20 protein-coding genes and 1 other RNA gene are annotated in these 24,720 nt (G+C 50.5%); 6 read left to right on the top strand and 15 right to left on the bottom strand.

Annotation, left to right across the window (positions count from 1 at the left end):
- Positions 1 to 13: 13 nt before the first annotated feature.
- The 5 genes from HMPREF2596_RS06920 to HMPREF2596_RS06900 all read right to left on the bottom strand — a co-directional run bounded on the left by HMPREF2596_RS06920 (position 14) and on the right by HMPREF2596_RS06900 (position 6,478).
- A complete protein-coding gene (locus HMPREF2596_RS06920; protein WP_070850488.1) occupies positions 14 to 1,933 on the bottom strand; it encodes an ATP-binding cassette domain-containing protein in 1,920 nt (639 codons plus the stop codon).
- Between the two features lie 177 nt (positions 1,934 to 2,110).
- On the bottom strand, positions 2,111 to 2,872 hold the full coding sequence (locus HMPREF2596_RS06915) for an amino acid ABC transporter ATP-binding protein (protein WP_070850486.1): 762 nt from the start codon (positions 2,870 to 2,872) through the stop codon (positions 2,111 to 2,113).
- 9 nt (positions 2,873 to 2,881) lie between these two features.
- Positions 2,882 to 3,598, bottom strand: coding sequence for an amino acid ABC transporter permease (locus HMPREF2596_RS06910; protein WP_083325003.1), 717 nt, complete (start codon positions 3,596 to 3,598; stop codon positions 2,882 to 2,884).
- Positions 3,588 to 4,412, bottom strand: coding sequence for an amino acid ABC transporter substrate-binding protein (locus tag HMPREF2596_RS06905; protein WP_070850484.1), 825 nt, complete (start codon positions 4,410 to 4,412; stop codon positions 3,588 to 3,590). The genes HMPREF2596_RS06910 and HMPREF2596_RS06905 overlap by 11 nt, the downstream gene beginning before the upstream one ends.
- A 155-nt stretch (positions 4,413 to 4,567) precedes the next feature.
- Positions 4,568 to 6,478 (bottom strand): alpha-amylase family protein, encoded by a 1,911-nt coding sequence (locus HMPREF2596_RS06900; protein ID WP_070850482.1) that lies wholly within the window; start codon positions 6,476 to 6,478, stop codon positions 4,568 to 4,570.
- Between the two features lie 665 nt (positions 6,479 to 7,143).
- On the opposite strand from HMPREF2596_RS06900, the gene HMPREF2596_RS06895 reads away from it, so the two are divergent.
- The 3 genes from HMPREF2596_RS06895 to HMPREF2596_RS06885 are packed head-to-tail and all read left to right on the top strand — an operon-like array spanning position 7,144 to position 10,072.
- The gene (locus HMPREF2596_RS06895) at positions 7,144 to 7,923 is read left to right on the top strand and encodes a (Fe-S)-binding protein (protein ID WP_049336155.1); all 780 of its coding nucleotides are present in this window, start codon (positions 7,144 to 7,146) and stop codon (positions 7,921 to 7,923) included.
- Positions 7,920 to 8,621 (top strand): LutC/YkgG family protein, encoded by a 702-nt coding sequence (locus HMPREF2596_RS06890; RefSeq protein ID WP_049323226.1) that lies wholly within the window; start codon positions 7,920 to 7,922, stop codon positions 8,619 to 8,621. The genes HMPREF2596_RS06895 and HMPREF2596_RS06890 overlap by 4 nt, the downstream gene beginning before the upstream one ends.
- Positions 8,618 to 10,072 carry a LutB/LldF family L-lactate oxidation iron-sulfur protein gene (locus HMPREF2596_RS06885; protein WP_070850480.1) on the top strand — a complete coding sequence of 485 codons (1,455 nt, stop codon included), beginning with the start codon at positions 8,618 to 8,620 and terminating at the stop codon, positions 10,070 to 10,072. Before HMPREF2596_RS06890 ends, HMPREF2596_RS06885 begins: the two co-directional genes overlap by 4 nt.
- Before the next feature lie 169 nt (positions 10,073 to 10,241).
- Here the strand turns inward: HMPREF2596_RS06885 and HMPREF2596_RS06880 are convergent, their stop codons facing one another.
- Positions 10,242 to 14,075 (bottom strand): DUF3683 domain-containing protein, encoded by a 3,834-nt coding sequence (locus HMPREF2596_RS06880; protein WP_070850478.1) that lies wholly within the window; start codon positions 14,073 to 14,075, stop codon positions 10,242 to 10,244.
- Positions 14,076 to 14,335: 260 nt separating this feature from the next.
- Between HMPREF2596_RS06880 and ffs the strand changes: the two genes are divergently transcribed.
- Positions 14,336 to 14,432: signal recognition particle sRNA small type (gene ffs / locus HMPREF2596_RS06875), an RNA gene on the top strand.
- 120 nt (positions 14,433 to 14,552) lie between these two features.
- Here ffs and HMPREF2596_RS06870 read toward each other — a convergent pair.
- The 4 genes from HMPREF2596_RS06870 to HMPREF2596_RS06855 all read right to left on the bottom strand — a co-directional run bounded on the left by HMPREF2596_RS06870 (position 14,553) and on the right by HMPREF2596_RS06855 (position 18,212).
- The gene (locus HMPREF2596_RS06870) at positions 14,553 to 15,770 is read right to left on the bottom strand and encodes a uracil-xanthine permease family protein (RefSeq protein WP_070850476.1); all 1,218 of its coding nucleotides are present in this window, start codon (positions 15,768 to 15,770) and stop codon (positions 14,553 to 14,555) included.
- A 167-nt stretch (positions 15,771 to 15,937) separates the two neighbouring features.
- Complete coding sequence (locus HMPREF2596_RS06865; protein WP_036490806.1) at positions 15,938 to 16,249, bottom strand: hypothetical protein; 312 nt, start codon at positions 16,247 to 16,249, stop codon at positions 15,938 to 15,940.
- A gap of 62 nt (positions 16,250 to 16,311) precedes the next feature.
- A complete protein-coding gene (locus tag HMPREF2596_RS06860; RefSeq protein WP_070850474.1) occupies positions 16,312 to 16,950 on the bottom strand; it encodes a hypothetical protein in 639 nt (212 codons plus the stop codon).
- Complete coding sequence (locus tag HMPREF2596_RS06855; RefSeq protein WP_070850472.1) at positions 16,950 to 18,212, bottom strand: multifunctional CCA addition/repair protein; 1,263 nt, start codon at positions 18,210 to 18,212, stop codon at positions 16,950 to 16,952. Before HMPREF2596_RS06855 ends, HMPREF2596_RS06860 begins: the two co-directional genes overlap by 1 nt.
- 192 nt (positions 18,213 to 18,404) lie before the next feature.
- Between HMPREF2596_RS06855 and ung the strand changes: the two genes are divergently transcribed.
- Positions 18,405 to 19,064: a uracil-DNA glycosylase gene (gene ung / locus HMPREF2596_RS06850; protein WP_070850470.1), complete on the top strand. Its 660-nt coding sequence runs from the start codon at positions 18,405 to 18,407 to the stop codon at positions 19,062 to 19,064.
- A gap of 54 nt (positions 19,065 to 19,118) precedes the next feature.
- Here the strand turns inward: ung and HMPREF2596_RS06845 are convergent, their stop codons facing one another.
- From HMPREF2596_RS06845 to HMPREF2596_RS06825, 5 genes are all read right to left on the bottom strand, one after another.
- Positions 19,119 to 20,192 carry a sulfate/molybdate ABC transporter ATP-binding protein gene (locus HMPREF2596_RS06845; protein ID WP_070850468.1) on the bottom strand — a complete coding sequence of 358 codons (1,074 nt, stop codon included), beginning with the start codon at positions 20,190 to 20,192 and terminating at the stop codon, positions 19,119 to 19,121.
- Positions 20,189 to 21,049, bottom strand: a complete 861-nt coding sequence (cysW, locus tag HMPREF2596_RS06840; protein ID WP_070850467.1) for a sulfate ABC transporter permease subunit CysW — start codon at positions 21,047 to 21,049, stop codon at positions 20,189 to 20,191. Before cysW ends, HMPREF2596_RS06845 begins: the two co-directional genes overlap by 4 nt.
- Before the next feature lie 84 nt (positions 21,050 to 21,133).
- Complete coding sequence (cysT, locus tag HMPREF2596_RS06835) at positions 21,134 to 21,970, bottom strand: sulfate ABC transporter permease subunit CysT (RefSeq protein ID WP_070850465.1); 837 nt, start codon at positions 21,968 to 21,970, stop codon at positions 21,134 to 21,136.
- 160 nt (positions 21,971 to 22,130) lie between these two features.
- Positions 22,131 to 22,580 carry a DUF4124 domain-containing protein gene (locus HMPREF2596_RS06830; RefSeq protein WP_070850463.1) on the bottom strand — a complete coding sequence of 150 codons (450 nt, stop codon included), beginning with the start codon at positions 22,578 to 22,580 and terminating at the stop codon, positions 22,131 to 22,133.
- 13 nt (positions 22,581 to 22,593) lie between these two features.
- Entirely contained in the window at positions 22,594 to 22,788 is a 195-nt protein-coding gene (locus HMPREF2596_RS06825; protein ID WP_070850708.1) for a hypothetical protein, read from the bottom strand.
- A 186-nt stretch (positions 22,789 to 22,974) separates the two neighbouring features.
- Here HMPREF2596_RS06825 and HMPREF2596_RS06820 point away from each other — a divergent pair, with 186 nt between their 5' ends.
- Positions 22,975 to 24,603, top strand: a complete 1,629-nt coding sequence (locus HMPREF2596_RS06820; RefSeq protein ID WP_070850461.1) for an ABC-F family ATPase — start codon at positions 22,975 to 22,977, stop codon at positions 24,601 to 24,603.
- Positions 24,604 to 24,720 lie beyond the last annotated feature (117 nt).

Genomic DNA, 24,720 nt, shown 5'->3' with positions numbered 1-24,720 from the left:
GATGGCTCTATTTTTATTGGGAAAACTCGGCTTCGACATCAACTTGGATTTGCTCAAGCTCTTCTTGCCATTGCAGCCAGTTTTCTTCCAGTTGCGTTAATTTTACTTTAGTTTCTGTTAATTGTGCGAGTGTCTCTTGCAATTTGGGTTTATTTTCTTCTGAATAAGCAGATTCTTGTGCCAAAAATGCTTCACAGGCCGTCTGAATATCAGTCAAACGCGCGATTTCTTTTTCGGCTTTGTCGATTTTCTGCTGAATCGGTTTACTGCGTTTGGCTTTTTCCTGACGGATTTGTGCCTCGATACGCTTGGTGTCCTTGCGGCTTTGGCTTTGTGCAGATGCAGCGGGGGCTGTTGCGGCGTTTTCTTGTGCCAACCGCCATTGACGGTAGTCGTTCAAATCGCCGTCGAAGTTGTTCAGACGGCCTTTGTCAATCAATAGGAAGCTGTCGGTAGTCGCTTCAAGCAGGCTGCGGTCGTGCGATACGACAATCAATGCGCCTTGGAAACTTTGCAGGGCAAGTGTCAGGGCGTGGCGCATATCCAAGTCCAAATGGTTGGTCGGCTCGTCAAGCAGCAGCAGATTAGGCTTTTGCCAGATAATCATGGCAAGGGCAAGCCGCGCTTTTTCGCCGCCGGAAAAGGGCTCGGTCTTTTGAACCGCCATATCGCCAATAAAGTTGAAACCGCCTAAAAAGTTGCGGATTTCCTGTTCACGGACTTCGGGCGAAAGCTGTTGGATATGCCAAACCGGACTTTGGTCTGCACGTAAGGTATCCAGTTGGTGTTGGGCAAAATAGCCGATATTGAGTTTTTCAGAGCGGACGATGCTGCCGGAAAGTAAATCGATTTTTCCTGCCAATACTTTGATAAATGTGGATTTGCCGCTGCCGTTAACACCCAGCAGGCCGTAACGTGCGCCGCTTTCCAGAGACAAGGTGATATCGTGCAAAACGGTTTTGTCGCCATAGCCCAAGTCAGCATGGTCGAGTTTCAGTAATGGATTGGGCAGATGAGTCGGATTGGCAAACTCAAAGGAAAACTCGCTATCCAAATGCGCAGGGGCGATGCGCTCGAGTTTGGCTAATGCCTTCATGCGGCTTTGGGCTTGTACGGCCTTTGTGGCTTTGGCTTTGAAACGGTCGATAAAGGATTGCAGATGTTTGATTTGCGCCTGCTGTTTGACGTAGGCGGCTTGTTGTTGCGCCAGACGTTGGGCGCGTTCCGCTTGATAGAAATCGTAATTGCCGCCGTATTGGGTCAGTTTTTGTTGTGACAGTTCGATGGTGTGCGTGGTGGTGGCATTTAAGAAGTCGCGGTCATGGGAAATGATGATTTGCGTACAGGGCAGGGAGGCGAGATGGTTTTCCAGCCACAGTACGGTTTCTAAATCCAAGTGGTTGGTCGGTTCGTCCAAAAGCAGCAAATCGGCACGGCAAATCAGTGCTTGGGCAAGGTTGAGACGCATACGCCAGCCGCCAGAGAAGGATTTGACGGGGCGGATATGTTCTTCTTGTGCAAAACCCAAGCCGCTCAACAATTTCGCCGCGCGTGCCGGAGCGGTATAGGCATCGATTTCTTCCAATTTGGCATGATGTTCGGCTTGCTTCATGCCGTCGTTTTGCGCTTCTGCTTGTGCTAGGGCCGTCTGAAAAGCCTGCAATTCGGCATCGCCTTGCAAAACGTAGTCTAAAGCGGAAATATCTAAATCAGGCGTTTCTTGAGAGACGGAAGCTAGACGCCATGTTTTGGGAATCAGGATTTCGCCGCCATCTTGAGTGATTTCACCTTTTATCAGCGCAAACAGGCTGGATTTTCCCGTACCGTTTTTACCGATTAAACCAACGCGTTGGCCGGGGTTGATTACGGCATCGGCTTTCTCGAGTAGGACTTTCAAACCGCGTTGCAGGGTGAGTTTTTTGATTTCTATCATGATGGCGGGTAAGGAGATAAGTAAAACGAAAGGCGTTATTTTACCTGAAAAGACATATAAAAGGCCGTCTGAACAAGTATGAAAACGAAATCAGCGATTTCTATTTCACTTATTCAGACGGCCTTTATGAAATGACAGTCGGAAATGCTTTCAAATTGTCTGTCGTTTCAATTAATTTTAAAGGTCGGCATTGTCCGCACGGATCTGGCGCAGGAATTTTTGTGTCCGCTCATGTTTGGGATGATTAAACAAATCTTGCGGGCTGCCTTGCTCGACAATAACGCCGCCATCCATCACGACGACGGTGGTTGCCACTTCTAAGGCAAACTTGATTTCATGAGTAACGACAACCATGGTCCAGCCTTCTTGTGCCAACTCCTTCATGGTATCCAAAACATCTTGCACCAATTCGGGGTCAAGCGCGGAAGTCGGTTCGTCAAACAGCATCAGTTCAGGCTGAATCGCCAATGCTCGGGCAATACCGACGCGCTGCTGTTGACCGCCGGAAAGCTGGTAGGGGTAGAGGTCGATCTTGTCGCCCAAACCGACTTTTTCAAGCAATTTGACAGCCTCTTCACGCGCTTGGGCGACAGGCTTGCCTTGTACGGCAACCGGCCCTTCCATGACGTTTTCCAACGCAGTTTTGTGCGGAAAGAGGTTGTATTGTTGGAACACCATGCCGGACTTGCGGCGCAGTGCCAAAATATCGTGTTTGCTTGGTTTTTTGGAAAAATCGATGCTTAACGGCTGTGCGTTGTCAAACTCGATCTGACCTTGTTCAGGCATTTCCAAAGCGTTTAAACAGCGTAAAAACGTGGTTTTGCCCGAGCCGGACGGGCCTAGGATAACAACCACTTGTCCTTTGCCGACATCCAAATCGATGCCGCGCAAAATGGTATTTTCGCCAAAGGTTTTATGGATATTGCGGATTTTAATCATGACAACTCCTTATTTGGCGACATAGCGGTCAAAGCGTTTTTCCAAGCGCGCCTGAATCATAAACAGCACTTTGCAGAAGCACCAATAAACCAATGCGGCTTCGATATAAACGGGCAAAAAGTCATAAGTACGGTTTGCTGTCTCTTGGGCAACACGGAAAAGCTCGGTTACCGTTACTACGGCGGCAAGCGAGGTATTTTTGAACAAGCCGATAAACTCGTTGCTCAAAGGCGGTACGGCAACGCGGAATGCCTGTGGCGCGATAATGCGGCGGAACGTCTGCATATAGGTCATACCGATGGAGAAACCGGCTTCCCATTGGCCTTTAGGTACGGACAAGATTGCCGCGCGTATGGTTTCGGAAGCGTATGCGCCGACATTGAGCGAAAAGCCGATGATGGCGGCAGGAATCGGATCGATATAGATGCCGACGGAAGGCAAACCATAGAATACGATGACCAACTGCACCAAAAGCGGCGTACCGCGAATGACGGAAATATAAAATTCTACCAGCTTCAGCAAGCATTTTTGGAAAACACCACCGGAGGGCATGATCCGCACCAAAGCAACTGCTACGGCAATAATCATGCCGATAACGAAAGAAGCGATCGCCAAAGGCAAAGATACTGCGAAGCCGGCTTTGACCATGGGCCAAAACGCGCTGATGAGCATATCAGCGCGTGTTTCCGTCATAAACGGCAGAGAGGCAAGGAAATTATTTAACACTGATGTCTTTTCCGAAGAATTGTTCGCCCAGTTTTTTCAGCGTGCCGTCGGCTTTCAGTTCGTTCATGGCTGTGCTGAATTTAGCCAATGCTTCATCGTTGCCTTTATTGACAATCAAGCCGGAGCCGACTTTTTCGTTAGCCGGTGCAGACCAAACGATTTTCACGCCGGCATTCGGATTTTTCTTCAGGTAGTCCAATACCGCCAATTCGTCGTTCAGAGTTGCATCGGCACGTTTTTGTTCAATCAAGGTCAGGGATTGCGCCAAGCCGTCTACCGGTACAAGTTCAGCTCCTGCCGCTTTGGCTTTTTCGCCATAGTTGCTGGTCAGGGATTGTGCGGTTTTCACGCCTTTGATGTCGTCGATGGATTTGATGTTGCTGTCTTTGCGTGCAACCAATACAGCACCGCTCCAGCTGTAAGGCTCGGATTTGTCAAAAGTTGCTTGACGTTCAGGGCTGGTTAGGCCGACTTGGTTGGCAACCACGTCGAAACGGCCGGCTTTCAAACCTGCCATCATGGAGTCCCATTGTGTTTCTTTAAATTCGACTTTTACGCCCAATTTGTCGGCAACGGCGCGGGTAACTTCGACATCGTAGCCGGTCAATTTGCCGTCTTTATCATGGTAGGTGAAGGGTGCGTAAGTGCCCTCTGTGCCGACAGTGATGGTACCTTTGTTGTTGATACGCTCAATCAGTGAGCCGGAGGCCGCGCCGGATTGGGCCGGTGCAGAAGAAGCTGAGTTGCTGCTTTCGCCGCCGCAAGCAGCCAAAACTACTGCAGCGATGGTGCCAAGTACGAATTTTTTCAACATGGATTTTTACTCCTGATTTTTAGTGTGTCATCTGGTATTAAAGCATGCATTCTAAGCGAAACTGCCCAAAATACAAAATACATCTTAGTTTCTTAAAAGGCCGTCTGAACGCTGATTTGTTCAGACGGCCTTGAGTGGTGTATCAAAATTTCGGCTTATGCAATTTCAAGCCACATGACTTGATAGGGTTGCAGTACCAAATCCTGATTCAGGGAAACGGTTTGACCGCTGATCAAATCGTGTGCTTTAAACGGCATGGCTTGCAGCGTATGCGCACTGATGGTTTGCGGATGTTCGCTGAAGTTGCCGAATGCCAATAGTGCGTTGTTGCGCATATAGCCGATGATGTGTTTGTTGTTGGTATTGAAGGTAACCAACTTGCCGCCGTCAAAGCGCGGATTGCTTTGGCGAATGGCAATCATATGGCGCAAACCTTGGAAGATTTGACCGGCAGTGGTCGAGCTGTCATGGCGTTGGTTGTACAACTCTTCATTATAACGAGGACGGTGTGCCCAGCGGCTGTCGTCGCTCTTATTGCTGTCTTGCGACCAGTCGTCATCGTTGAGCGTACCCACTTCGTCACCCAAGTAAATCAGCGGCAGACCGCCGGTACTCAGAGCGATGCTGTACAAAAGTTTGATGCGGTCAACGGCATACGGGTCATTTTGAGCCAAACCAACCAATGCTGCGGCTGTACCGCTGACACGGCAGTCGCCAGTGTTGGGGTTGTATTGGAACGGTACACCGCGCGCGAAGCTGCCGTCAAAATGGTTGACGAAGAAGCGGTTGAGGAATTGTCGGTGGTCGTAGCCGTGGATGCCGAACTGCCATGCGTCCTCATCCGCAAAGGTCCAGCCGATGTCGTCATGGCTGCGGACGTAGTTGACCCATGCAGTGTGGTCGGGCAGGTTGTGGCGGTAGGTCAGTGCCTGATGGAGCAGGTTGACTTCGCGCGTGGCAAGCGTGTTCCATAACAATGCCATTTGCAATGGGTTGTAGCCGATTTGGCATTCGTCTTGGCTGATGTATTGGACAACTTGGTCGGGGTGGACGATGGCTTCGGATTTGAAGAACACGGCCGGGGCGGCAATACGCATGACGGAGTTAAACGCACGAATCAGGGCGTGTGCCTGAGGCAGGTTTTCGCAGCTTGTGCCCATTTGTTTCCAAATAAAGGCAACGGCATCCATGCGCAGAATATCAACGCCCAAGTTGGCAAGGAACATCATTTCGCCTGCCATGGCGCGGAATACCCATGGGTTGCTGTAATTCAAGTCCCATTGGAAGGAATTGAACGTTGTCCATACCCAGCGTCCGTCTTCCAGTTGTGAGAAGCCGCCCGGGTGTTGGTCGGGGAAGATTTCGCGCAGGGTGCGGTCGTATTGGTCGGGCATCCAACGGTCAGGGAAAATGTAGTAGAAATTGTCGTAGAGCGGATCGCCGGCGGCGCAGCGTTTTGCCCATTCGTGTTCGTTGGAAGTGTGGTTGAAGATGAAATCGACAACGGCGGAAATGCCTGCTTCGTGCAAAGCGGCAATGACATCGCGCAAGTCGTCTATCGTACCCAAAGCCGGATTGACATCGCGGTAGCTGCTGACTGCATAGCCGCCATCGCTTTTGCCTTCAGGACATTTAAACAGGGGCATCAGGTGCAGATAGGTCAGGCCCAATTCTTGGAAATAAGGAATTTTGGCTTTCAAGCCTTGCAGATTGCCTGCAAATAAATCGACGTAGCACACGCCGCCGACCTGTTTGTTGGATAAAATCCAGTCAGGATCGTTTTCGAGCGCGATATCAATATCTTTTAAAGATGCGTTGCGTTGGGAATAACTTTGCCATGCTTGGGCAATCAGTTGCTCCAGCATGGGGAGGACGGCTTCGTTGTTGTTGTAAACGTTGTCCAGCTCGTGCATCAGTTTTGGAAAGTGTTCTTCAAGCCGTCTGTCAAACTGTTTCCAGTCTTCAGATGCCTCGATGCTTGCACGCTGTTCGGGAGTGTATATCGATAGGGTGCGTTCTTTAAGGTGATGCAAGGTCAAATCAACCTGTTGAGTCTGGGTCAACATAATGCCTACTCCGAAGTTAAGGTGAAATTGTTTTGAAGCTTGGTTTCACTTCTTTTGCAAATCCATGCCGATTGTGGGCGGCCAAGACTGTAATTTTGCGTCAAGAAACTGCCTCAATGATACTGGAAGTGTTTGAGTGTGCCTAGGGTTTTCAAGGCTATTGAGTAGGATTTTCAAGTGTTTGATTTTGATTGAAAGTAAGGTTGAATAAAAAGAATATGGCCTTTAGCCGCAGTCATGTTTCAGACGGCCTGAACTTTTAAGAAAAACTTTTATTTTTATTGCCTTAGATATCCTTTGTTCTCATATGGCCGTCTGAAACATAAGCACGGCATAGAGGGTCATCTGTCTTCTCGAAATTTGGGAAATATCGATTATTTTCATGACTTCTGATGTAAATCAAGATTGTATGGTTGGCAGAGTATCTTATTGCAAAGAAGAAACTCAAAAAAATACTTGTTTATTATTGAATGAATCCATGATCTATCTTATTTGATAGTGGTTATTATGTAGATTATCAAGTTAATAAGGGAAAGGTGTTTGTCTGATTTGTCATGCTTGTTTAATATTATTTTTTAAAATTAGACTTGACCCGTTACAAGCAATTACTTAAAGTACCCATCTTAATTTTTACACAAGAAAACGGGTTGTCCCGTTCTAAAAAAATGAGCGCAATCAAACCACCACAAATCACTGTATACGACAGCAAGCCAACTGATGTTTATTTCTTCGGTACTTGCGTTCTCGATATCTTTATGCCGGAAGCGGGTATGGATGCCATCACCTTAATCGAGCAACAAGGCATCCGCGTCCACTATCCAATGGAGCAAAGCTGCTGCGGCCAACCTGCCTATTCGTCCGGCCATCCGAAAGAAGCTTTTGATGTGGCCAAAGCCCAATTGGATTTATTCCCGGAAAATTGGCCGATTGTCGTACCGTCCGGTTCTTGCGGCGGTATGATGAAACACCACTGGCCGACTTTGTTCAAAGGTACCGAGTACGAGCAAAAAGCCATTGATTGCGCCAACCGTATCATTGAATTTACCCACTTCCTACTGGCCATCGGTTACAAACCTGAAGATAAAGGCGAGCCGGTTAAGGTGGCCGTTCATACTTCTTGCGCGGCGCGTCGCGAGATGAATGTTCATTTGTCAGGCTGGCAGCTGATTGACGGCATGGAAAATGTCGAGCGTATCGTTCACGATCATGAAAGCGAGTGCTGCGGTTTTGGCGGTACATTCTCTGTCAAACAAGCCGATATTTCCGGCGCAATGGTAACCGACAAAGTTGCCGCACTGAAAGAAACCGGCGCGACCGAAATCATTAGCGCGGACTGCGGCTGCATGATGAATATCGGTGGCAAAATTGCCAAAGACGAACCGAATATGCCACGTCCGAAACACATTGCATCCTTCCTGTTGGAGCGTACCGGAGGTAAAGCATGAGCGCGCGCGAAAATATTTTGGCGAAATTGAAAAAAGCCGATGCCTTACCAATGGAAGAGCCGCCGGTTTTCGATTATTACCGTGAAATGGGTGTTTCTTGGGCTAACGATGTTGAACGCTTGAAACATTGGGCGGCTGCCATGCGTGCCGTCAAAACAGAAATCTATTGGGTTACCAAAACCAATTGGCCGCAAGTATTTCGCCAAGCAGCCGAAGGCAAAGGTTTGAAAAACATTCTGCTGCCATTGGAAACAGAACACGGCCAGCTGGCTCGTGCAGCTTTGGCCGATACCGATATCGAACCGCGCGGTTTTGAGCGAAAAATCGACGACTGGAAAAACGAATTTTTTGCCGATATTGAGGCCGGATTTAGTGGCTCTAAATGCGGTATTGCCCGTACTGGCACGATTATGCTGGAGTCCAGTCCTTTGGAGCCGCGTAGTTTGAGTTTGGTACCGCCTGTGCATTTCTGCCTGTTTGACACCAGCAAAATGTACAACGAATTCCATAATGCTGTTGAAGGCGAAAAACTGGTAGAAAAAGGTATGCCTACCAACGTTATTTTGATTTCCGGCCCGTCTAAGACTGCCGATATCCAATTGACTTTGGCCTATGGTGCACACGGCCCGCGTGATTTGGTGGTTTTGGCCGTTCTGCCTGATCATATTTCCCCTGCCGATTTGGAGGAAAAAGCATGAGTTCCCAAACCATTAAATTCCATATGAAGCCGGAAACGTTCAAGCAAAACGCCGCGATTTCTTTGCAAGACAAGCCTCTGCGTAAAAGCTTGCGTACGGCGATGGATATGCTGATGACCAAGCGCAAAGCTGTTTTGACAGATGAAGAAGAGCTGCAAAGCCTGCGGGATTTATGTGAACACGTCCGTCAGCGTTCTTTGTCCAAATTGCCTGCATTATTGGAACAATTAGAAGCAAACCTGACCAAGTTGGGCGTTAAAGTCCACTGGGCGGAAACACCGGCCAAAGCCTGCCAAATCATTCACAACATCATTACCGATAAAAACGGTAAGCTGATGGTAAAAGGCAAATCTATGGTCAGCGAAGAAATCGAGCTGAACCATTATCTGCAAGACCGGGGCATCAAAGCGGTTGAGAGCGACTTGGGCGAGTTTATCGTTCAAATGGCCGGCGAGAAGCCAACCCATATCGTGATGCCTGCCATTCACAAGACCAAAGAGCAGGTGAGCGAGCTTTTCCATCAAAACCTCGGTACGCCGTTAACTGACGACGTGGACCAACTGACCGGATTTGCGCGTAAAGCCTTGCGTGATATTTACAGCACTGCTGATGTCGGTTTGAGTGGTGTGAACTTTGCCGTTGCAGAAACAGGCACTTTGTGTCTGGTTGAAAACGAAGGTAACGGCCGCTTGAGTACCACTGTGCCGCCTGTGCACATCGCCATTACCGGTATTGAAAAAGTGGTTGCGAAGCTGTCGGATGTTCCGCCTTTGTACAGTCTGCTTCCGCGCTCCGCCATCGGTCAGAACATTACCACTTATTTCAATATGATTACCGGCCCACGCCGTAGCGAAGAACTGGACGGTCCGCAGGAAATGCACTTGGTTCTGCTCGACAACGGCCGTAGCCAAGCGTATGCAGAAGATCAAATGCGCCGTACCTTGCAATGTATCCGCTGCGGTGCATGCATGAACCACTGTCCGGTTTATACCCGTATCGGTGGCGCGGCATATGGCACAACCTATCCCGGTCCGATTGGCGAGATTATCTCTCCGCATTTGTTGGGCTTGGATGCGACACGCGATCTGCCGACTGCATGTACCATGTGCGGCGCCTGTGTCGAAGTTTGCCCGGTACGCATTCCGATTACCGAACAAATGCAACGTCTGCGCGTTGAAGCACAACGTTCGCCAACAGAAACCGTTCCTCATCCTATCCGTGGTCAAGGCGCATCGCATACCTTCGGCGAGCAAATGGCGTGGCGTACGTTTAACGGCATTTTTAGCGGCAGTAAGGCTTATCGAGCATTCGGTTGGGCGGCTACCAAATTCCGTGCATTGACGCCAAGCAAGCAGTTAAGCTGGACCAATAACCATGTTCCGATGAAACCTGCCAAGCAAACATTGCATGAGATGATGGCAGAAAGAAAACGTCAGCAAGAAAAAGCATAAGGCTTGAAAATAAAACCTGGGGGATAAAAGCCTCAGGTTTTATTTTTTATTGAATAGTGCTGGTGTTGAATGACTGATAGTAATTGATTGTATTATCTTATTTTTATTTCTATTAAATAAGAGGCCGTCTGAAAATGAATTTCAGACGGCCTTTATTGCAGCACAAAGTTTAAAGCAACACTTTTTCTACGCCGCCGTTGTTGGTTTTTTTTACGAACTCGTCCAGCCAGTTTTCGCCGAGAATATGTTTCGCCATTTCGATGACGATGTAGTCGGCGGGCATGTCGTTGTCGTCGGCGTAGCGGCTTAGGCCTTGCAGGCAGGCGGGGCAGGTGGTGAGCATTTTGACGGGTTCGCCTTGCGGCAGCTCTTTGAGGTTTTTCTCGATTTCTTCCTGTTTGCGGAATTTGACTTGGGTGGCGATGTCGGGGCGTTTGACGGCGAACATGCCGGATTCGCCGCAGCAGCGGTCGCTTAAGACGACTTTCTGCCCCATGAGGCTGCTTGCCATTTGGGTGGCGTTCATAGTTTTGATGGGTGTGTGGCAGGGGTCGTGGTAGAGGTATTGCTGGCCTTTCACGCCGTTCAGTTGCACGCCTTTTTCGAGCAGGTATTCGTGGATGTCGATGATGCGGCAACCGGGGAAGATTTCTTCGAAGCGGTATTTTTCGAGCTGGTCGTAGCAGGTGCCGCAACTGACGACGACTGTTTTGATGTCGAGGTAGTTGAGGGTGTTTGCCATGCGGTGGAAGGCGACGCGGTTGTTGGTGCTCATTTCTTCAGCTTTAGCTTTGTTGCCGCCTGCGTCTTGCGGATAGCCGCAACACATATAGCCGGGCGGCAGGACGGTTTGTACGCCGACGTGCCAGAGCATGGCTTGGACGGCGAGTCCGATTTGGCTGAACAGGCGTTCGGAACCGCAGCCGGGGAAGTAGAACACGGCTTCGGCATCTTCAGGCGCGGCGGGATTGCGTATGATGGGGATGCTTTTGTCGTCTTCGATGCCGAGCATGGAGCGCGGTGTTTTGGCGGGCACGCTTTTGGGCAAAGGACGGTTGATGAAGTGGATGATTTGTTCTTTGACCGGGGCGGTGCCGACCGTGGCTTTAGGTTCGGCTTTTTGCTTTTTGGTGCCGATTGGAAGAAGTTTGCCGATTTTGTAGGCGAAGTTCTGCGCAGGGAAGCCGGTCTGTATCATGGCGGCGCGCAGGGCTTTGATGGTTTTAGGGCCGGTGGCGTTCAAAAACGCCATACCCATCGATGCAGCGGGTGCAAAGCGTTTGTGGCCGGAATCGGCAAGGTAGTTGCGGATGGCTACGGTTACGTCGCCGAAGTCGATGTTGACGGGGCAGGGTTTGACGCAGCGGTGGCACACGGTACAGTGGTCGCCGATGTCCATGAGTTCTTCGAAGTGTTTGATGGAAACGCCGCGGCGGGTTTGCTCTTCGTATAAGAAGGCTTCGGTCAAGAGCCCCACGCCAAGGATTTTGTTGCGCGGGCTGTACAACAGGTTGGCGCGCGGAACGTGGGTGGAGCAGACGGGTTTGCATTTGCCGCAGCGCAGGCAGTCTTTGATGGAATCGGCGATGGTGCCGAGATCTGATTTTTCCATAATCAGCGATTCTGCACCCAAAAGCTCGAACGACGGCGTGTAGGCGTTGCGTAAGTCTGAGCCTTTCATCAGTTTGTGGCGGTTGAAGGTGTGTTTGGGATCGACTTGGTTTTTGTAGTTCCAAAACGGCTGCAAGTCTTCATCGGTCAGAAATTCGAGCTTGGTGATGCCGATGCCGTGTTCGCCGGAAATCACGCCGCCGAGCGAGCGGGCGAGTTTCATGATGCGCTCGACCGAACGGTAGGCGGTCTGAAGCATTTGGGCGTCGTCTGAATTGACTGGGATGTTGGTGTGGACGTTGCCGTCGCCGGCGTGCATGTGCAGGGCGACGAAGACTCTGCCGCGCACGGTTTTGGCGTGGATTTTACCCAAGCCTTCGATGATTTTGGTGTCGGTTTTGCCGCTGAAGATTTCGGCGAGCGGTTTCATTACGTCTTCTTTGACGGACACGCGCAGGCGGAAGTCGCGGAATGCGGTGAAACAGCTCTCGTCGTCTTTTGCTTCGGACGCGGCATGGACGGCTGCGCCGTAGCGGGCTTTGTAGTCGGCAAGCGGCGTATCGAGATGGGCAAGCAACCAGTCCCAACGCTCTTTGACGGCGGAAACGTGGGCAAGGGCGTGTTTGCCGCGTTCACCTAAAAGTTCGGCGGTCGGCAGGTCCGTGCCCATTTTGTCGATGGGGAGTTTGCCTGACAGATATTGCTCTAATTCAGCACAGAGTTTGAGTTTGTTTTGAATGGAAAGCTCGATGTTGATGCGTTCGATACCGTCCGAATACTCGCCCAGCCGCTCCAGAGGAATCACCACGTCTTCGTTGATTTTAAAGGCGTTGGTGTGTTTGGCGATGGCGGCGGTGCGGCTGCGGTCGAGCCAGAAGGTTTTGCGCGCTTCGGGCGATACGGCGATAAAGCCTTCGCCGTCGCGGGCGCGGGCAAGTTCGCAGATGTGTTCGGCAGCTGCCTGCACGGCAGCTTCGTCGTCTGAAACCACGTCCGCCAGCAAGACCATTTTCGGTCGCCCTTTACCTGCCGCTTTGGTGGCGTAGCCGACGGCGCGGACATAACGCCAGTCCAAATGCTCCAAACCCGCCAGCTGAACGCTGTCGTGGGCGAGCAGGAAATCTCGGATTTCGACGATAGAAGGCGTGGCGGTGGCGACTGTGCCGAAAAACTCCATACACACGGTGCGCGTGTATTTCGGCATTTTGTGCAACACGAAGGCAACGCTGGTAATGATGCCGTCCGTGCCTTCTTTTTGCACGCCGGGCAGGCCGCTCAAGAATTTGTCGGTAACGTCTTTGCCCAAACCGACTTTGCGGAATTTGTGGCCGGGAATTTCCAAGCGTTCGGTTTTAACGACATTGAGGCCGTCTGAATCCAGCGTGTGAACGTCGAACACGGCGGTTTCTTCATCGTGAATTTTGCCGAAATTGTGGCGCACGCGCTCGATGCGTAGCCATTCGCCCTGCGGGTTGACCATGTTCCAGTAGGCGAGGTTGTCCAAGGCAGTACCCCACAGCACGGCTTTTTTGCCGCCCGCGTTCATCGCCACATTGCCGCCCACGCAGGACGCGTCGGCAGAAGTCGGATCGACGGCGAACACCAAACCCGCCTGATGCGCGGTTTCTTCTACCCGCCGCGTTACCACGCCCGCGCCGCAATGGATAATCGGATGCTTTCCGTCCAAGCCCGCCAGTTCGACAAATTCGACGCCGCGATGTTTGTCCAGCTTTTCCGTATTGATGACCGCGCTCATGGCATCCAAAGGCACGGCACCGCCGGTATAACCCGTGCCGCCGCCGCGCGGGATAATGACCAAATCCAGCTCGATTAAGGCGCGCACCAAAGGCGCGACTTCCGCCTCCGTGTCGGGATTGACGACGACAAACGGATATTCGACGCGCCAGTCGGTCGCATCGGTAACGTGCGTTACCCGAGCCAGCCCGTCAAACATAATATTGTGCGGCTTGGTGATTTTGCTTAAACGTTCCAAAATCTGCCGCCGTTTTTGGCGCGTTTCGTCAAAGCTGCCGTCAAAACGCTCGACTGCCTTTTCCGCCGCCGCAACCAATACATCGACTTGCGGATTGTCGTCGCGGCGTTTGCGGATTTCGTTCAACCGGTGGCGCATTTCCCGTACCAGTGCGGCGCGACGTTTCGGGTGTTCCAGCAAATCATCAACCAGATACGGATTGCGCACGACCACCCAAATATCGCCCAACACTTCAAACAACATCCGCGCCGAACGCCCCGTCCTGCGCTGTCCGCGCAAGTCCTGCAGAATCTGCCACGCCTCATCGCCCAACAGGCGGATGACGATTTCGCGGTCGGTGTAGGAAGTATAGTTGTAGGGAATTTCCCGAATACGCTGCGGGGCGGTAGTCGTGGTCATGGTTGAGTTCCGTTGATAGGTATAATGTTTTTATATTAAAGGCCGTCTGAAAAATACGATTTCTTCTTAATGGCGTGATGTGTTAATGTAGTGTAATTTTCGATATTTTTCAATGTAAAAGACGATAAACATTTCAATGCGAATGATTTTCAACTAGGTAATTTTGTTTACAATCTTGTCATGTAGATGGTTTTCAGACGGCCTGACAGATTTTATCGCTTGAGTTTTTCTGTAAAACCGCTATAATGCGTTTCTTCTATGGCGGGTCTCCCCGCATGGGAATTCGGAACACCGGGTCAGGGGCGGAAGCCAGCAGCCCACTCTGATGAGCCAGTGCCGGGGGTTCGGCTCGCCACCTTATTCAAAAATGCCGGAGATGATTGATTCTCCGGCATTTTTCATTGTATAAAGCGTAATGATCAAAAGGCCGTCTGAAATCTCATTTTCAGACGGCCTTTGAGTTTATGAGCAAACTATTTATGCTTCTTCTGATTTTGTATTGGGCAAAACACAGTTCAGGATAATGGCCAATACGGCGCACAAACCTACACCGGCGAAGCTCAAAGTACCTACTTTGATAATCATACCGCCGATACCGGTCGTCAATACGGAGCTGACGATAACCAGGTTTTTCGGCTGCATCAAATCGACTTTCGCATCAATCAATGTTTTGATGCCCAAAGAAGCGATAGTACCGAACAGCAGCAACATAATACCGCCCATAACCGGCATAGGAATCGAAGCCAAAAACGCGTTGAACTTACCGAAAAACGCCATACAAATCGCAAAAATTGCCGCCCAGGTCATGATGACGGGGTTGCTGTTTTTAGTAATCATCACCGCGCCGGTTACTTCGCCGTAAGTGGTCACAGGAGGGCCGCCGATCAAACCGGCCACGCAGACGCCCAAGCCGTCGCCGGCGAGGGTTTTGTCCAAGCCCGGGTCTTTAGTGTAGTTTTTGCCGGTTACATTACCGATGGCCATAATGCCGCCGATGTGTTCGATGGCCGGGGCGATGGCAACGGGCAACATAAACAAGGCAGCCTGCCAGTTGACTTGAGGCGTTTCAAAATGAGGGACGGCAAACCAAGGAGCGTTGATGATGGTGCCGGTGTCGACCAAGCCCATGATTAAAGCCAACACATAGCCGGAAGCCACGCCGATCAGAATCGGAATCAGCTTCATCATTTTGCTGCCGAAGACAGAAACGATGACGGTTACCGCAAAGGTAAAGCCGGACAGGATCAGCGAATCGATATAGTCGATGACCTGCTTGCCGCCTGATTGACCCATGGCCATGCTGCTGGCTGCGGCGGCCACGGACAAGCCGATTACCATAATCACCGGGCCGATAACCACGGGTGGCAACAGTTTGTGTACCGCATCCAGACCGCGCCATCTGATCAATGCGGCAAAAACAAAGTACATGAAGCCGGCTGCAAACAGGCCGAACATGGTAGAAGGCAGGCCCCATTCGCCGATGGAGTAGATAATCGGTGCAATAAAGGCAAAAGAAGAGCCGAGGAAAATCGGCACTTTACGTTTGGTAACCAATTGGAACAACAACGTGCCCAAGCCTGCGCCCAATAATGCCAAAGCCGGGTTCAGTCCCGTCAGAAGCGGCACAAGCACCATGGCACCGAATGCGACAAACAAAATCTGCGCACCGGCTACCGCCGTTTTAAGCTGATTCATAAAAGCTCCGAAGAAAATTCAAACGGCGCAGATTATACTGATTTATCCTAATTGTGAACATTTATTTACAAAAGGCCGTCTGAACAAATGTAACGATGACACCTGTTCAGACGGCCTTATTCGATAGCGAATGGTTAGTAACTTATCAAAATCGATTAGGAAAATTTTTAGCCGCGTGTTTCTCGCCAAACCAGATAATCGCGCAGGGGCGGCATGGGCGGATTGATGCAGTGCGGACAGATGCCGGTTGTGTCTTCATCGTCGCTGTCGATATGGTAGGCGTTGGGGTCAAAGCGCACCTGCTGCATCACCGCTTGCGCCAATGCCTGCTCCTGTACGACATCAAATTCAAATTTTTCCAAAATCTCATTCAATAGGCGGATTTCGCCGTCGCTGAAAGATTCGCTGTGTTTGACAATGAGGCGTTGATAATCTTCATTGCTGATTTTTTCGTGAAGTAAATCGGTCTGGATGGTCATGATTTTATTGTTGAAATAAGATGGTCAAGATGCGGATTATAGCGGATATTGTGGTGGCTGTTTCAAAGGGCGTCTTTAAGTTGACGGGCTTTGGCGGATGTGGGGATAAATCTGTTCAATTCAATATTGACTGTCTGAAAATCGCGACTATCAAAAAAATTGCCGATACGTATGGTTTTTCCCTGATAGTCGAAAGCCCATGCGCCTTGCCCACATTTTTGGATACGTAAAATATTGGGGACATTGTGAATTTTTCGTTTCATACCATTTTGGTAGAGGTTTTCATTTGGCAACCTCTGTTTCCTTCCTTGTGCAACAGGAGCTTTGGGAATATGGTCACAAGAATGCCATTCGGAGATTTCTGACAACGGAAAACTACGCCAACGCCCAATGGAGAATAAGGTATAACCATGAGACAGAGTATGGTTACGGATCTTGATGTTTTCAGGTCCGAAAAGTTGCCAAAGAAGGCAGTAAACAAGCGAACCCACTAAGTAGAAAGTAAAAAGTAAAGGGATGAGAATAGCTTCTAAATTAGTGAAATAATGCTCTTCAAGGTAAAACGGCGCGATGCATGTAAGCGCAAAGGAAAATATAAGAAATACCGCAGTAGAACCAATTTCCTGCGAGTCATGTACAACACGAGCAGAAACAGTAATGCCCTCGGGAGTGTGATTGATTTTATAACGAGAAGATGTCATCAATAGCCTCCTAACTTGTCTGCCTGATACGCTTTTTGCAGCGGTGTAATTTGCGCCAAACGTGCTCGGTCGATTTCTTCGGCGATAAGGTGCGCTTTTCCTTGCGCTCGGCACTCGGTGGCGATTTTGCCTGCATCTACTTGGTTGGCGGCCTCAAGTAAAGCCAGCCAGTGTTCGCGTTGCGGATAGGGGGTGTCTTCAAGGTTCAGACGGCCTTGTTTGTCGGCCACGCAGACGTTTAAGGCCGTCTGAAAACGTTCGGGGCGGCGGAATGCGTCGGTTTTTTTCAAAACCTTCAAAATGGTTTTGCTTTTGAACTGCCCGACTTGGTGGAACATGATGTGCCAGCGGCAGACGAGTTCGGCAAGCTCGGCGCAGTGTTTGGGCGCGCGCAGGCGTTGATTGACTTCGCGGACGGGTTCGACGCCGTTGATGTCGTGTTCGTAGTGTTTCGGCAGGATATCGGCCGGTGTTTTTGCCTTGCCCAAGTCGTGCAATAGGGCGGCATAGCGTTCGGCAAGGGACAGATTCATTTCGGCGGCCCGTTGTACAACCATCAGCGTATGGATACCGCTGTCGATTTCGGGATGATAGTCGGCGCGTTGCGGTACGCCGAAAAGGGAGTCAAGCTCGGGCAGCAAGACTTTGAGTGCGCCGCATTCGCGTAAAACTTCAATCATTTTGCGCGGATTTTTCTCCATCAAGCCTTTGGCCAATTCCTGCCAGACGCGTTCGGCAACCAAGGCATCCGCTTCGCCGTTTTCTACCATTTGTCGCATCAGCAACATGGTTTCATCGGCAATTTGAAACCCATAACGCGCGGCAAAACGGGCGATACGCAAAATCCGCACGGGATCTTCGGCAAAGGCGGGCGAAACGTGGCGCAGGATGCCGTCCGCTAAGTCTTGTTGTCCGCCAAAGGGATCGATGATCGTGCCGTCTGAATCCTGAGCCATGGCATTGATGGTCAGGTCGCGGCGCATCAGGTCTTGTTCCAGCGTAACGTCTTTATCGGCATGAAAACTGAATCCGACATAGCCTTTGGCGGTTTTGCGTTCGGTACGGGCGAGGGCGTATTCTTCGTGGCTGTCCGGATGGAGAAAGACAGGGAAATCCTTGCCAACTGGCTGATAACCCTGAGCCAACATGGTTTGCGCATCTGCACCGACGACTACCCAATCGCGGTCTTTGACGGGCAGGCCTAAAAGATGATCGCGGACGGCGCCGCCGACAAGATAGGTTTTGATAGTTTGTGTATTCATATAAAAATCGAACGATATAAAAAGGCCGTCTGAAAAGCCGTATCAGGTTTTCAGACGGCCTGATTCATAATGCTATTATGACGCTTTAGGCTTGTTGCTGTCGATAATCTTCAGTCCGGTGGCGGCAACAAACCATATCGTTATGCAGCATATCCTTTATAATAAGCCCATTCAAAAACGGAGCGACAAATAATGCAAACTTGGCACGAGGCGATTGGTGCGGAAAAAGAAAAGGCGTATTTTCAAAAGATTTTGGAGAAGGTTCGCCACGAAAGGCAGGCGGGGATAACCGTTTATCCGCCTGAGCGCGATGTATTCAATGCCTTTCGGACGACTGAATTCGGAAATGTAAAAGTAGTGATTTTGGGGCAAGACCCGTATCACGGTGCGGGTCAGGCGCATGGTTTGGCATTTTCCGTCCAGCCTGAAATTGCGGTGCCGCCGTCGTTGGTCAATATTTATAAAGAGTTGGCGACGGATATTGAGGGCTTTCAGATTCCGCAACACGGCTATTTGCAGCATTGGGCGGAACAGGGCGTGTTGCTATTGAACACGGTGTTGACTGTCCGTGCCGGTGTGGCGCATTCTCATGCGACTTTTGGCTGGGAGGCGTTTACCGATGAAGTCATCCGACAATTGGATAAGGAACGCGAGCATTTAGTCTTTATGCTGTGGGGCAGCCATGCGCAGAAGAAAGGTGCGTTTATCGACCGCAACCGCCATTTGGTACTGACCGCGCCGCACCCTTCGCCTTTATCGGCCTATCGCGGCTTTTTCGGCTGCAAACATTTTTCGCAGGCAAACGCTTATTTGCAGGCGCATGATTTAGAGCCGATTGATTGGCAGGTTTAAATAAGATGAAAGGCCGTCTGAAAGCAGATTTTCAGACGGCCTTATGCTTTAGTCTCAAATCGAATATTCAATCAGCTCGTTTTGAGAAAAGACATAAACCTGTTTCGGAATCAGCCTCAATTCTTTGCCTTCGGTGATTTGGTAACGCGCGGCATCGCTGCCAGCCAACGTGATATGTACGTCTTGTTTGTCGTGTTTTACCAGAATATGCGTCAATGCGCCGACGGCGTGGATTTTTTCGATTTTGGCACGAATCATCGGGGTTTCGTTTTCGGCGGCAAGTTGCCATTCGTGTGGTCGGATGTAGCCGATGGCGGTTTGTTCCTGCCATTTGTATTGTGCGTCCAATTTCCACGCGAAGCCGTTGTAGTGCCAGATGCCTTTTTCGATGCGTCCTTCAAATGCGTCGGTTTCGCCGAGGAACTCGGTAACAAAGGCGTTTTCGGGTTTGCGGTAAATGGCTTCGGCGCTGCCGGTTTGCTCGATTTTGCCGTGGTTCATAACGACGATTTCGTCGGAAACTTCAAGGGCTTCTTCTTGGTCGTGCGTCACCAGAATGCTGGTTACGCCCAAGTTGTGATGGATGTCGCGCAGCCAGGTACGCAATTCTTTGCGTACTTTGGCATCCAACGCACCGAAGGGTTCGTCCAAAAGCAGGAGTTTCGGTTCGACGGCGAGGGCACGGGCAAGGGCGATGCGTTGGCGTTGGCCGCCGGAGAGCTGGTGCGGATAGGATTTGGCGAGGTGGGAGAGCTGCACGAGTTTCAGCAATTCTTCGACTTTGGCGCGGATTTGTTCTTTGGACGGACGTTCGGACTTGGGCAATACAGTCAAACCGAAAGCAACGTTGTCAAACACGTTCATGTGGCGGAAGAGGGCGTAGTGTTGGAACACGAAACCGACTTTGCGCTCGCGGACGTGTTTGGCGGTTACGTCTTGGCCGTCAAAGAGAATTTGGCCGCCGTCGGCGTTTTCCAGTCCGGCGATGATGCGCAGAAGCGTGGTTTTGCCGCAGCCAGATGGGCCGAGCAGGGAAACGAGTTTGCCGGTGGGGACGTTGAGGTTGATGTTTTTCAGCGCGTGGAAACTGCCGAAGTGTTTGTTTAAGTTTTGAATGGTGATGCTCATGCTGCGTTCCTTTCGGCGGCGGCGAGTTTTTTATCTTGTAATTTGGTAATGATGTTTTGCACCAGCAAGGTGGCCAAGGCTAAAAGTGCCAATACGCCGGAGAGGGCGAATGCGCCGGTGAAGTTGTATTCGTTGTAGAAGATTTCGACCAAAAGCGGGATGGTGTTGGTTTCGCCGCGGATGTGCCCCGATACCACGCTGACCGCGCCGAATTCGCCCATCGCGCGGGCGTTGGTAAGAATGATGCCGTAGAGCAGCGCCCATTTGATGTTGGGCAGGGTAACGCGCCAAAACATCTGCCAGCCGCTTGCGCCGAGAATCAGTGCTGCTTGTTCTTCGCTGTCACCCTGCGCCTGCATTAACGGAATGATTTCGCGCGCGACAAAGGGGAAGGTAACGAACAGCGTCGCCAAAATAATGCCGGGGATGGCGAAGATAATCTGTATGCCTTGTGCTTCGAGCCAGCCGCCCAATGCAGTGTGCGCACCGAACAATAAGACGAACATCAAACCAGCTACCACGGGCGATACGGAAAACGGCAAATCGAGCAGGGTGGTCAGCAACTGCTTGCCGCGAAAATCAAAACGGGTCAGCAGCCACGCCATCGCCACGCCCAATACGGTATTGACGGGAACGACAATCAGCGCGGTAATCAGCGTTAATTTGATGGCAGACCATGCTTCGGGATCGGTCAGAGATTGCAGGTATAAATCCCAACCGCCTTTTAAGGCTTCATAGAATACGGCAACCAAAGGCACGACCAGCATCAGCAGCAGAAAGCCCAAGGCGGTAGCGGTCAGCAATACGCGCAGCCAACGCGGTTCGCTCAAATTTGGATTGGTGGAATGGGTTTTCATGGTAGGGTAGTCTCGATTTATTCTTGTATCCGTTTGGGCCGTCTGAAAAATGTTTGCTTAATGTTTCAGACGGCCTGTTGTTTGTTAAACCCTTGCTCCGGCGCGGCGGCTTAAAGTCCATTGCATAATGTTTAAAATCAGCAGGATGACAAACGAAATCATCAGCATAAACAGAGCAACGGCAGACGCGCCCTGAGCATCGTATTGCTCCAGCTTGCCGGTAATAATCAAGGGCAGGATTTCAGACACCATCGGAATATTGCCCGCGATAAAGATGACCGAGCCGTATTCGCCGGTAGAGCGGGCAAACATCATGCCTGCACCGGTCAACAGGGCCGGTGTGATTTCAGGCAAAAGGACGCGGCGGAACGTAGTCCAACGGCTTGCGCCTAAAGTCGCCGCCGCTTCTTCATACTCGCCCGATAATTCTTCCAATACCGGCTGCACGGCGCGGACGATAAAGGGCAGGCTGACGACAATCAGCGCAATCCAAATGCCGACGGGCGTAAAGGCGATTTTGATACCCCAAGGTTCGAAAAAACGGCCTATCCAGCCATTGGGCGCATACAGGGTTGCCAACGCAATGCCTGTTACCGCCGTCGGCAGCGCAAACGGCAAATCGACCAAAGCGTTTACCAACCCTTTGCCCGGAAATTCATAGCGCACCAATACCCAGGCGACCAACGTGCCGAACACGATATTGGTCAACATCGCATAAAACGACATCCGCAAACTCAGCCAGACGGCCGCCAAGACATTGGGTTCGGTAATCGTGTTCCAAAATCCGCCCCAGCCGATTTCCGCTGCTTTGGCCGCCATCATCGCAAACGGCAAAACCACCAAAAGCGACAGGCATAAAACCGTCAAACCCAGGCTGAGCTTGAAACCCGGCAATACAGAAGGCGTTTTGAGTAACAACATAATGGCAACCGTCAGAATTTAATACACGCTTACTTTAACAAGGCCGTCTGAAAACTGGAAAGAATGCTTTGTTTGGTATAAAGACGATTTTGTTATATTGAAAAGGTGAAAAGGCCGTCTGAACATCATATTTCAGACGGCCTTGCTGGTGTGGTAAGGATCAATAGGCAACAGGATCTTGAGGTGCGGGCTGGCGTTGCGCCGCGTCATAGTTTTCTTGAGCCGAGCGGACGGCTTTTTCCAAACCCTTGATCCGTTCGAGATAACGGGCATAGTTGCGTTCATTGCCATAACGCACTTTTTTGCCTTCTTCCAAATTTTTCTTGGCGGTATCCAAAGCACGCTTGGCTGCGCCGACGTCAGCCGGATTGACCGGGGCGGCAGCTTCTTCCGATTGCTCGGTTTTACTTGGGGAAATCGGTGTTGCCGGTGTTGAAACAGGCGCAGAAGTATATACGGACGGTTTGCCGATATTGCTGGCTTTACAGTTTTTGCCGCCGGCTTGGGTATAGACTTTGCGGCCGGCAGAATCGGTACATTCAAAAATAGGCGCGGCGGAAACCGCAGTTGTCAAAGCGAGCAGTAATGTGCTGAACCAAATTTTGTTCATTTTTTATTTTTCCTTAAAACCATTTCCACCAAACAAACAAAGCCGCAATCATAATGATGTTGGCGAAGAGTATGGGTTTCCACTGTCTGGGTGCGCGCCGCAATTCGGCGCCCGAGCGCGTGCGGCGGATATAGAAAAACGGGCTGAGCAGCATGGAAGCGGCGCATACCAAAATAATCGCGGCGTAATAGATTTTGTGCGTTTCCATATCGTTTTTCCGTTTCAGACGGCCTGAAAGGCTGCCTACAACGCATTTTTGCGTGAAGCGTTGCCTGTTTTCATCTTGCATCGGGTATTGGGCATATTGGCCATGACCTCAATTCTGAGGTCTTTGCAAAAATATGCTACAATCGCGTCCGATTATAACATTCTATTTATAAAGGTTTTACGAATAATGATTTCTACCAACGGCATCACCATGCAGTTCGGCGCAAAGCCGCTGTTTGAAAACGTATCCGTCAAATTCGGCGAAGGCAACCGTTACGGCTTGATCGGCGCCAACGGCTCAGGTAAATCCACCTTCATGAAAATCCTCGGCGGCGATTTGGAACAGACTGCCGGCGAAGTAGCGATTGAAAACGGCGTGCGTTTGGGTAAATTGCGCCAAGACCAGTTTGCCTACGAAGACATGCGCGTGCTGGACGTGGTGATGATGGGTCATACGGAAATGTGGGCGGCGATGACCGAGCGCGATGCGATTTACGCCAATCCTGAAGCTACCGAAGACGACTACATGAAAGCCGCCGAACTGGAAGCCAAGTTCGCCGAATACGACGGCTACACCGCAGAAGCGCGCGCTGCCGAATTGTTGAGCGGCGTGGGTATTTCCGAAGATTTGCACAATGCGACCATGGCGGAAGTCGCTCCGGGCTTCAAACTGCGCGTATTGCTGGCGCAAGCCCTGTTCTCCAAACCAGATGTATTACTTTTGGACGAACCGACCAACAACTTGGATATTAATACCATCCGTTGGTTGGAAGGCGTGTTGAACCAATACGACTCCACCATGATTATCATCTCGCACGACCGTCACTTCTTGAACGAAGTCTGCACCCACATGGCGGATTTGGACTACAACACCATCACCATCTATCCGGGCAACTACGACGACTATATGCTCGCTTCCGCCCAATCGCGTGAGCGCGCCCTGAAAGACAACGCCAAAGCCAAAGAGAAACTGCAAGAGCTGCAAGAGTTTGTCGCCCGCTTCTCTGCGAACAAATCCAAAGCCCGTCAGGCAACCAGCCGTCTGAAACAAGCAGACAAAATCAAATCGGAAATGGTCGAAGTCAAACCTTCTACCCGTCAAAACCCGTATATCCGTTTTGAAGCCGATGAAAAAGCCAAGTTGCACCGTCAGGCTGTGGAAGTTGAAAAACTGGCCAAACGTTTTGAAACCCAGTTGTTTAAAAACCTGAACTTCATCCTCGAAGCCGGCCAGCGCCTCGCCATTATCGGCCCGAATGGCGCAGGTAAATCTACCCTGCTGAAACTTTTGGCCGGCGCGTACAACACCGAATATTCAGACGGCCTGTTGCCGGACGAAGGCACCATTAAATGGGCGGAAAAAGCCAGTGTTGGCTACTATCCGCAAGACCATGAAAACGACTTCGACGTTGATATGGATTTGACTGAATGGATGCGTCAATGGGGCCAGGAAGGTGATGACGAACAAGTCATCCGCGGCACTTTGGGCCGCTTGCTCTTCGGCAGCAACGATGTCGTGAAAAAAGTGAAGGTTCTCTCCGGCGGTGAAAAAGGCCGTATGCTTTACGGTAAACTGTTGCTGTTGAAACCCAATGTCTTGGTCATGGACGAACCGACCAACCACATGGACATGGAAAGCATCGAATCCTTGAACATGGCGCTGGAAAAATACAACGGCACGCTGATTTTCGTATCGCACGACCGTCAGTTTGTATCTTCGCTGGCTACCCAAATCATTGAATTGGATGGCAAAGGCGGATATGAACACTACTTGGGCGATTACGAAAGCTATCTGGAGAAAAAAGGTTTGGCTTAAATCTTTACCCACAATCTAATAAGGCATTGGGATGCCGTCTGAAAATTTCTATATTTTCAGACGGCATTTTCTTTTCAAAATTAAACAATATCATATTGAACTTTTATGCCAAAATTA

The sequence above is a fragment of the Neisseria sp. HMSC078C12 genome, assembly GCF_001838065.1.
Taxonomy (GTDB): domain Bacteria; phylum Pseudomonadota; class Gammaproteobacteria; order Burkholderiales; family Neisseriaceae; genus Neisseria.
The sequence above is the reverse complement of the archived record's forward strand: the minus strand, read 5'-3'. Positions and strand labels throughout refer to the sequence as shown.

Excerpts from the sequence above, each read along its gene's own strand:
- HMPREF2596_RS06920 (WP_070850488.1), bottom strand. The coding sequence starts at position 1,933 with ATGATAGAAATCAAAAAACTCACCCTGCAACGCGGTTTGAAAGTCCTA.
- HMPREF2596_RS06915 (WP_070850486.1), bottom strand. The coding sequence starts at position 2,872 with ATGATTAAAATCCGCAATATCCATAAAACCTTTGGCGAAAATACCATT.
- HMPREF2596_RS06905 (WP_070850484.1), bottom strand. The coding sequence starts at position 4,412 with ATGTTGAAAAAATTCGTACTTGGCACCATCGCTGCAGTAGTTTTGGCT.
- HMPREF2596_RS06900 (WP_070850482.1), bottom strand. The coding sequence starts at position 6,478 with ATGTTGACCCAGACTCAACAGGTTGATTTGACCTTGCATCACCTTAAA.
- HMPREF2596_RS06895 (WP_049336155.1), top strand. The coding sequence starts at position 7,144 with ATGAGCGCAATCAAACCACCACAAATCACTGTATACGACAGCAAGCCA.
- HMPREF2596_RS06890 (WP_049323226.1), top strand. The coding sequence starts at position 7,920 with ATGAGCGCGCGCGAAAATATTTTGGCGAAATTGAAAAAAGCCGATGCC.
- HMPREF2596_RS06885 (WP_070850480.1), top strand. The coding sequence starts at position 8,618 with ATGAGTTCCCAAACCATTAAATTCCATATGAAGCCGGAAACGTTCAAG.
- HMPREF2596_RS06880 (WP_070850478.1), bottom strand. The coding sequence starts at position 14,075 with ATGACCACGACTACCGCCCCGCAGCGTATTCGGGAAATTCCCTACAAC.
- HMPREF2596_RS06870 (WP_070850476.1), bottom strand. The coding sequence starts at position 15,770 with ATGAATCAGCTTAAAACGGCGGTAGCCGGTGCGCAGATTTTGTTTGTC.
- HMPREF2596_RS06865 (WP_036490806.1), bottom strand. The coding sequence starts at position 16,249 with ATGACCATCCAGACCGATTTACTTCACGAAAAAATCAGCAATGAAGAT.
- HMPREF2596_RS06860 (WP_070850474.1), bottom strand. The coding sequence starts at position 16,950 with ATGACATCTTCTCGTTATAAAATCAATCACACTCCCGAGGGCATTACT.
- HMPREF2596_RS06855 (WP_070850472.1), bottom strand. The coding sequence starts at position 18,212 with ATGAATACACAAACTATCAAAACCTATCTTGTCGGCGGCGCCGTCCGC.
- ung (WP_070850470.1), top strand. The coding sequence starts at position 18,405 with ATGCAAACTTGGCACGAGGCGATTGGTGCGGAAAAAGAAAAGGCGTAT.
- HMPREF2596_RS06845 (WP_070850468.1), bottom strand. The coding sequence starts at position 20,192 with ATGAGCATCACCATTCAAAACTTAAACAAACACTTCGGCAGTTTCCAC.
- cysW (WP_070850467.1), bottom strand. The coding sequence starts at position 21,049 with ATGAAAACCCATTCCACCAATCCAAATTTGAGCGAACCGCGTTGGCTG.
- cysT (WP_070850465.1), bottom strand. The coding sequence starts at position 21,970 with ATGTTGTTACTCAAAACGCCTTCTGTATTGCCGGGTTTCAAGCTCAGC.
- HMPREF2596_RS06830 (WP_070850463.1), bottom strand. The coding sequence starts at position 22,580 with ATGAACAAAATTTGGTTCAGCACATTACTGCTCGCTTTGACAACTGCG.
- HMPREF2596_RS06825 (WP_070850708.1), bottom strand. The coding sequence starts at position 22,788 with ATGGAAACGCACAAAATCTATTACGCCGCGATTATTTTGGTATGCGCC.
- HMPREF2596_RS06820 (WP_070850461.1), top strand. The coding sequence starts at position 22,975 with ATGATTTCTACCAACGGCATCACCATGCAGTTCGGCGCAAAGCCGCTG.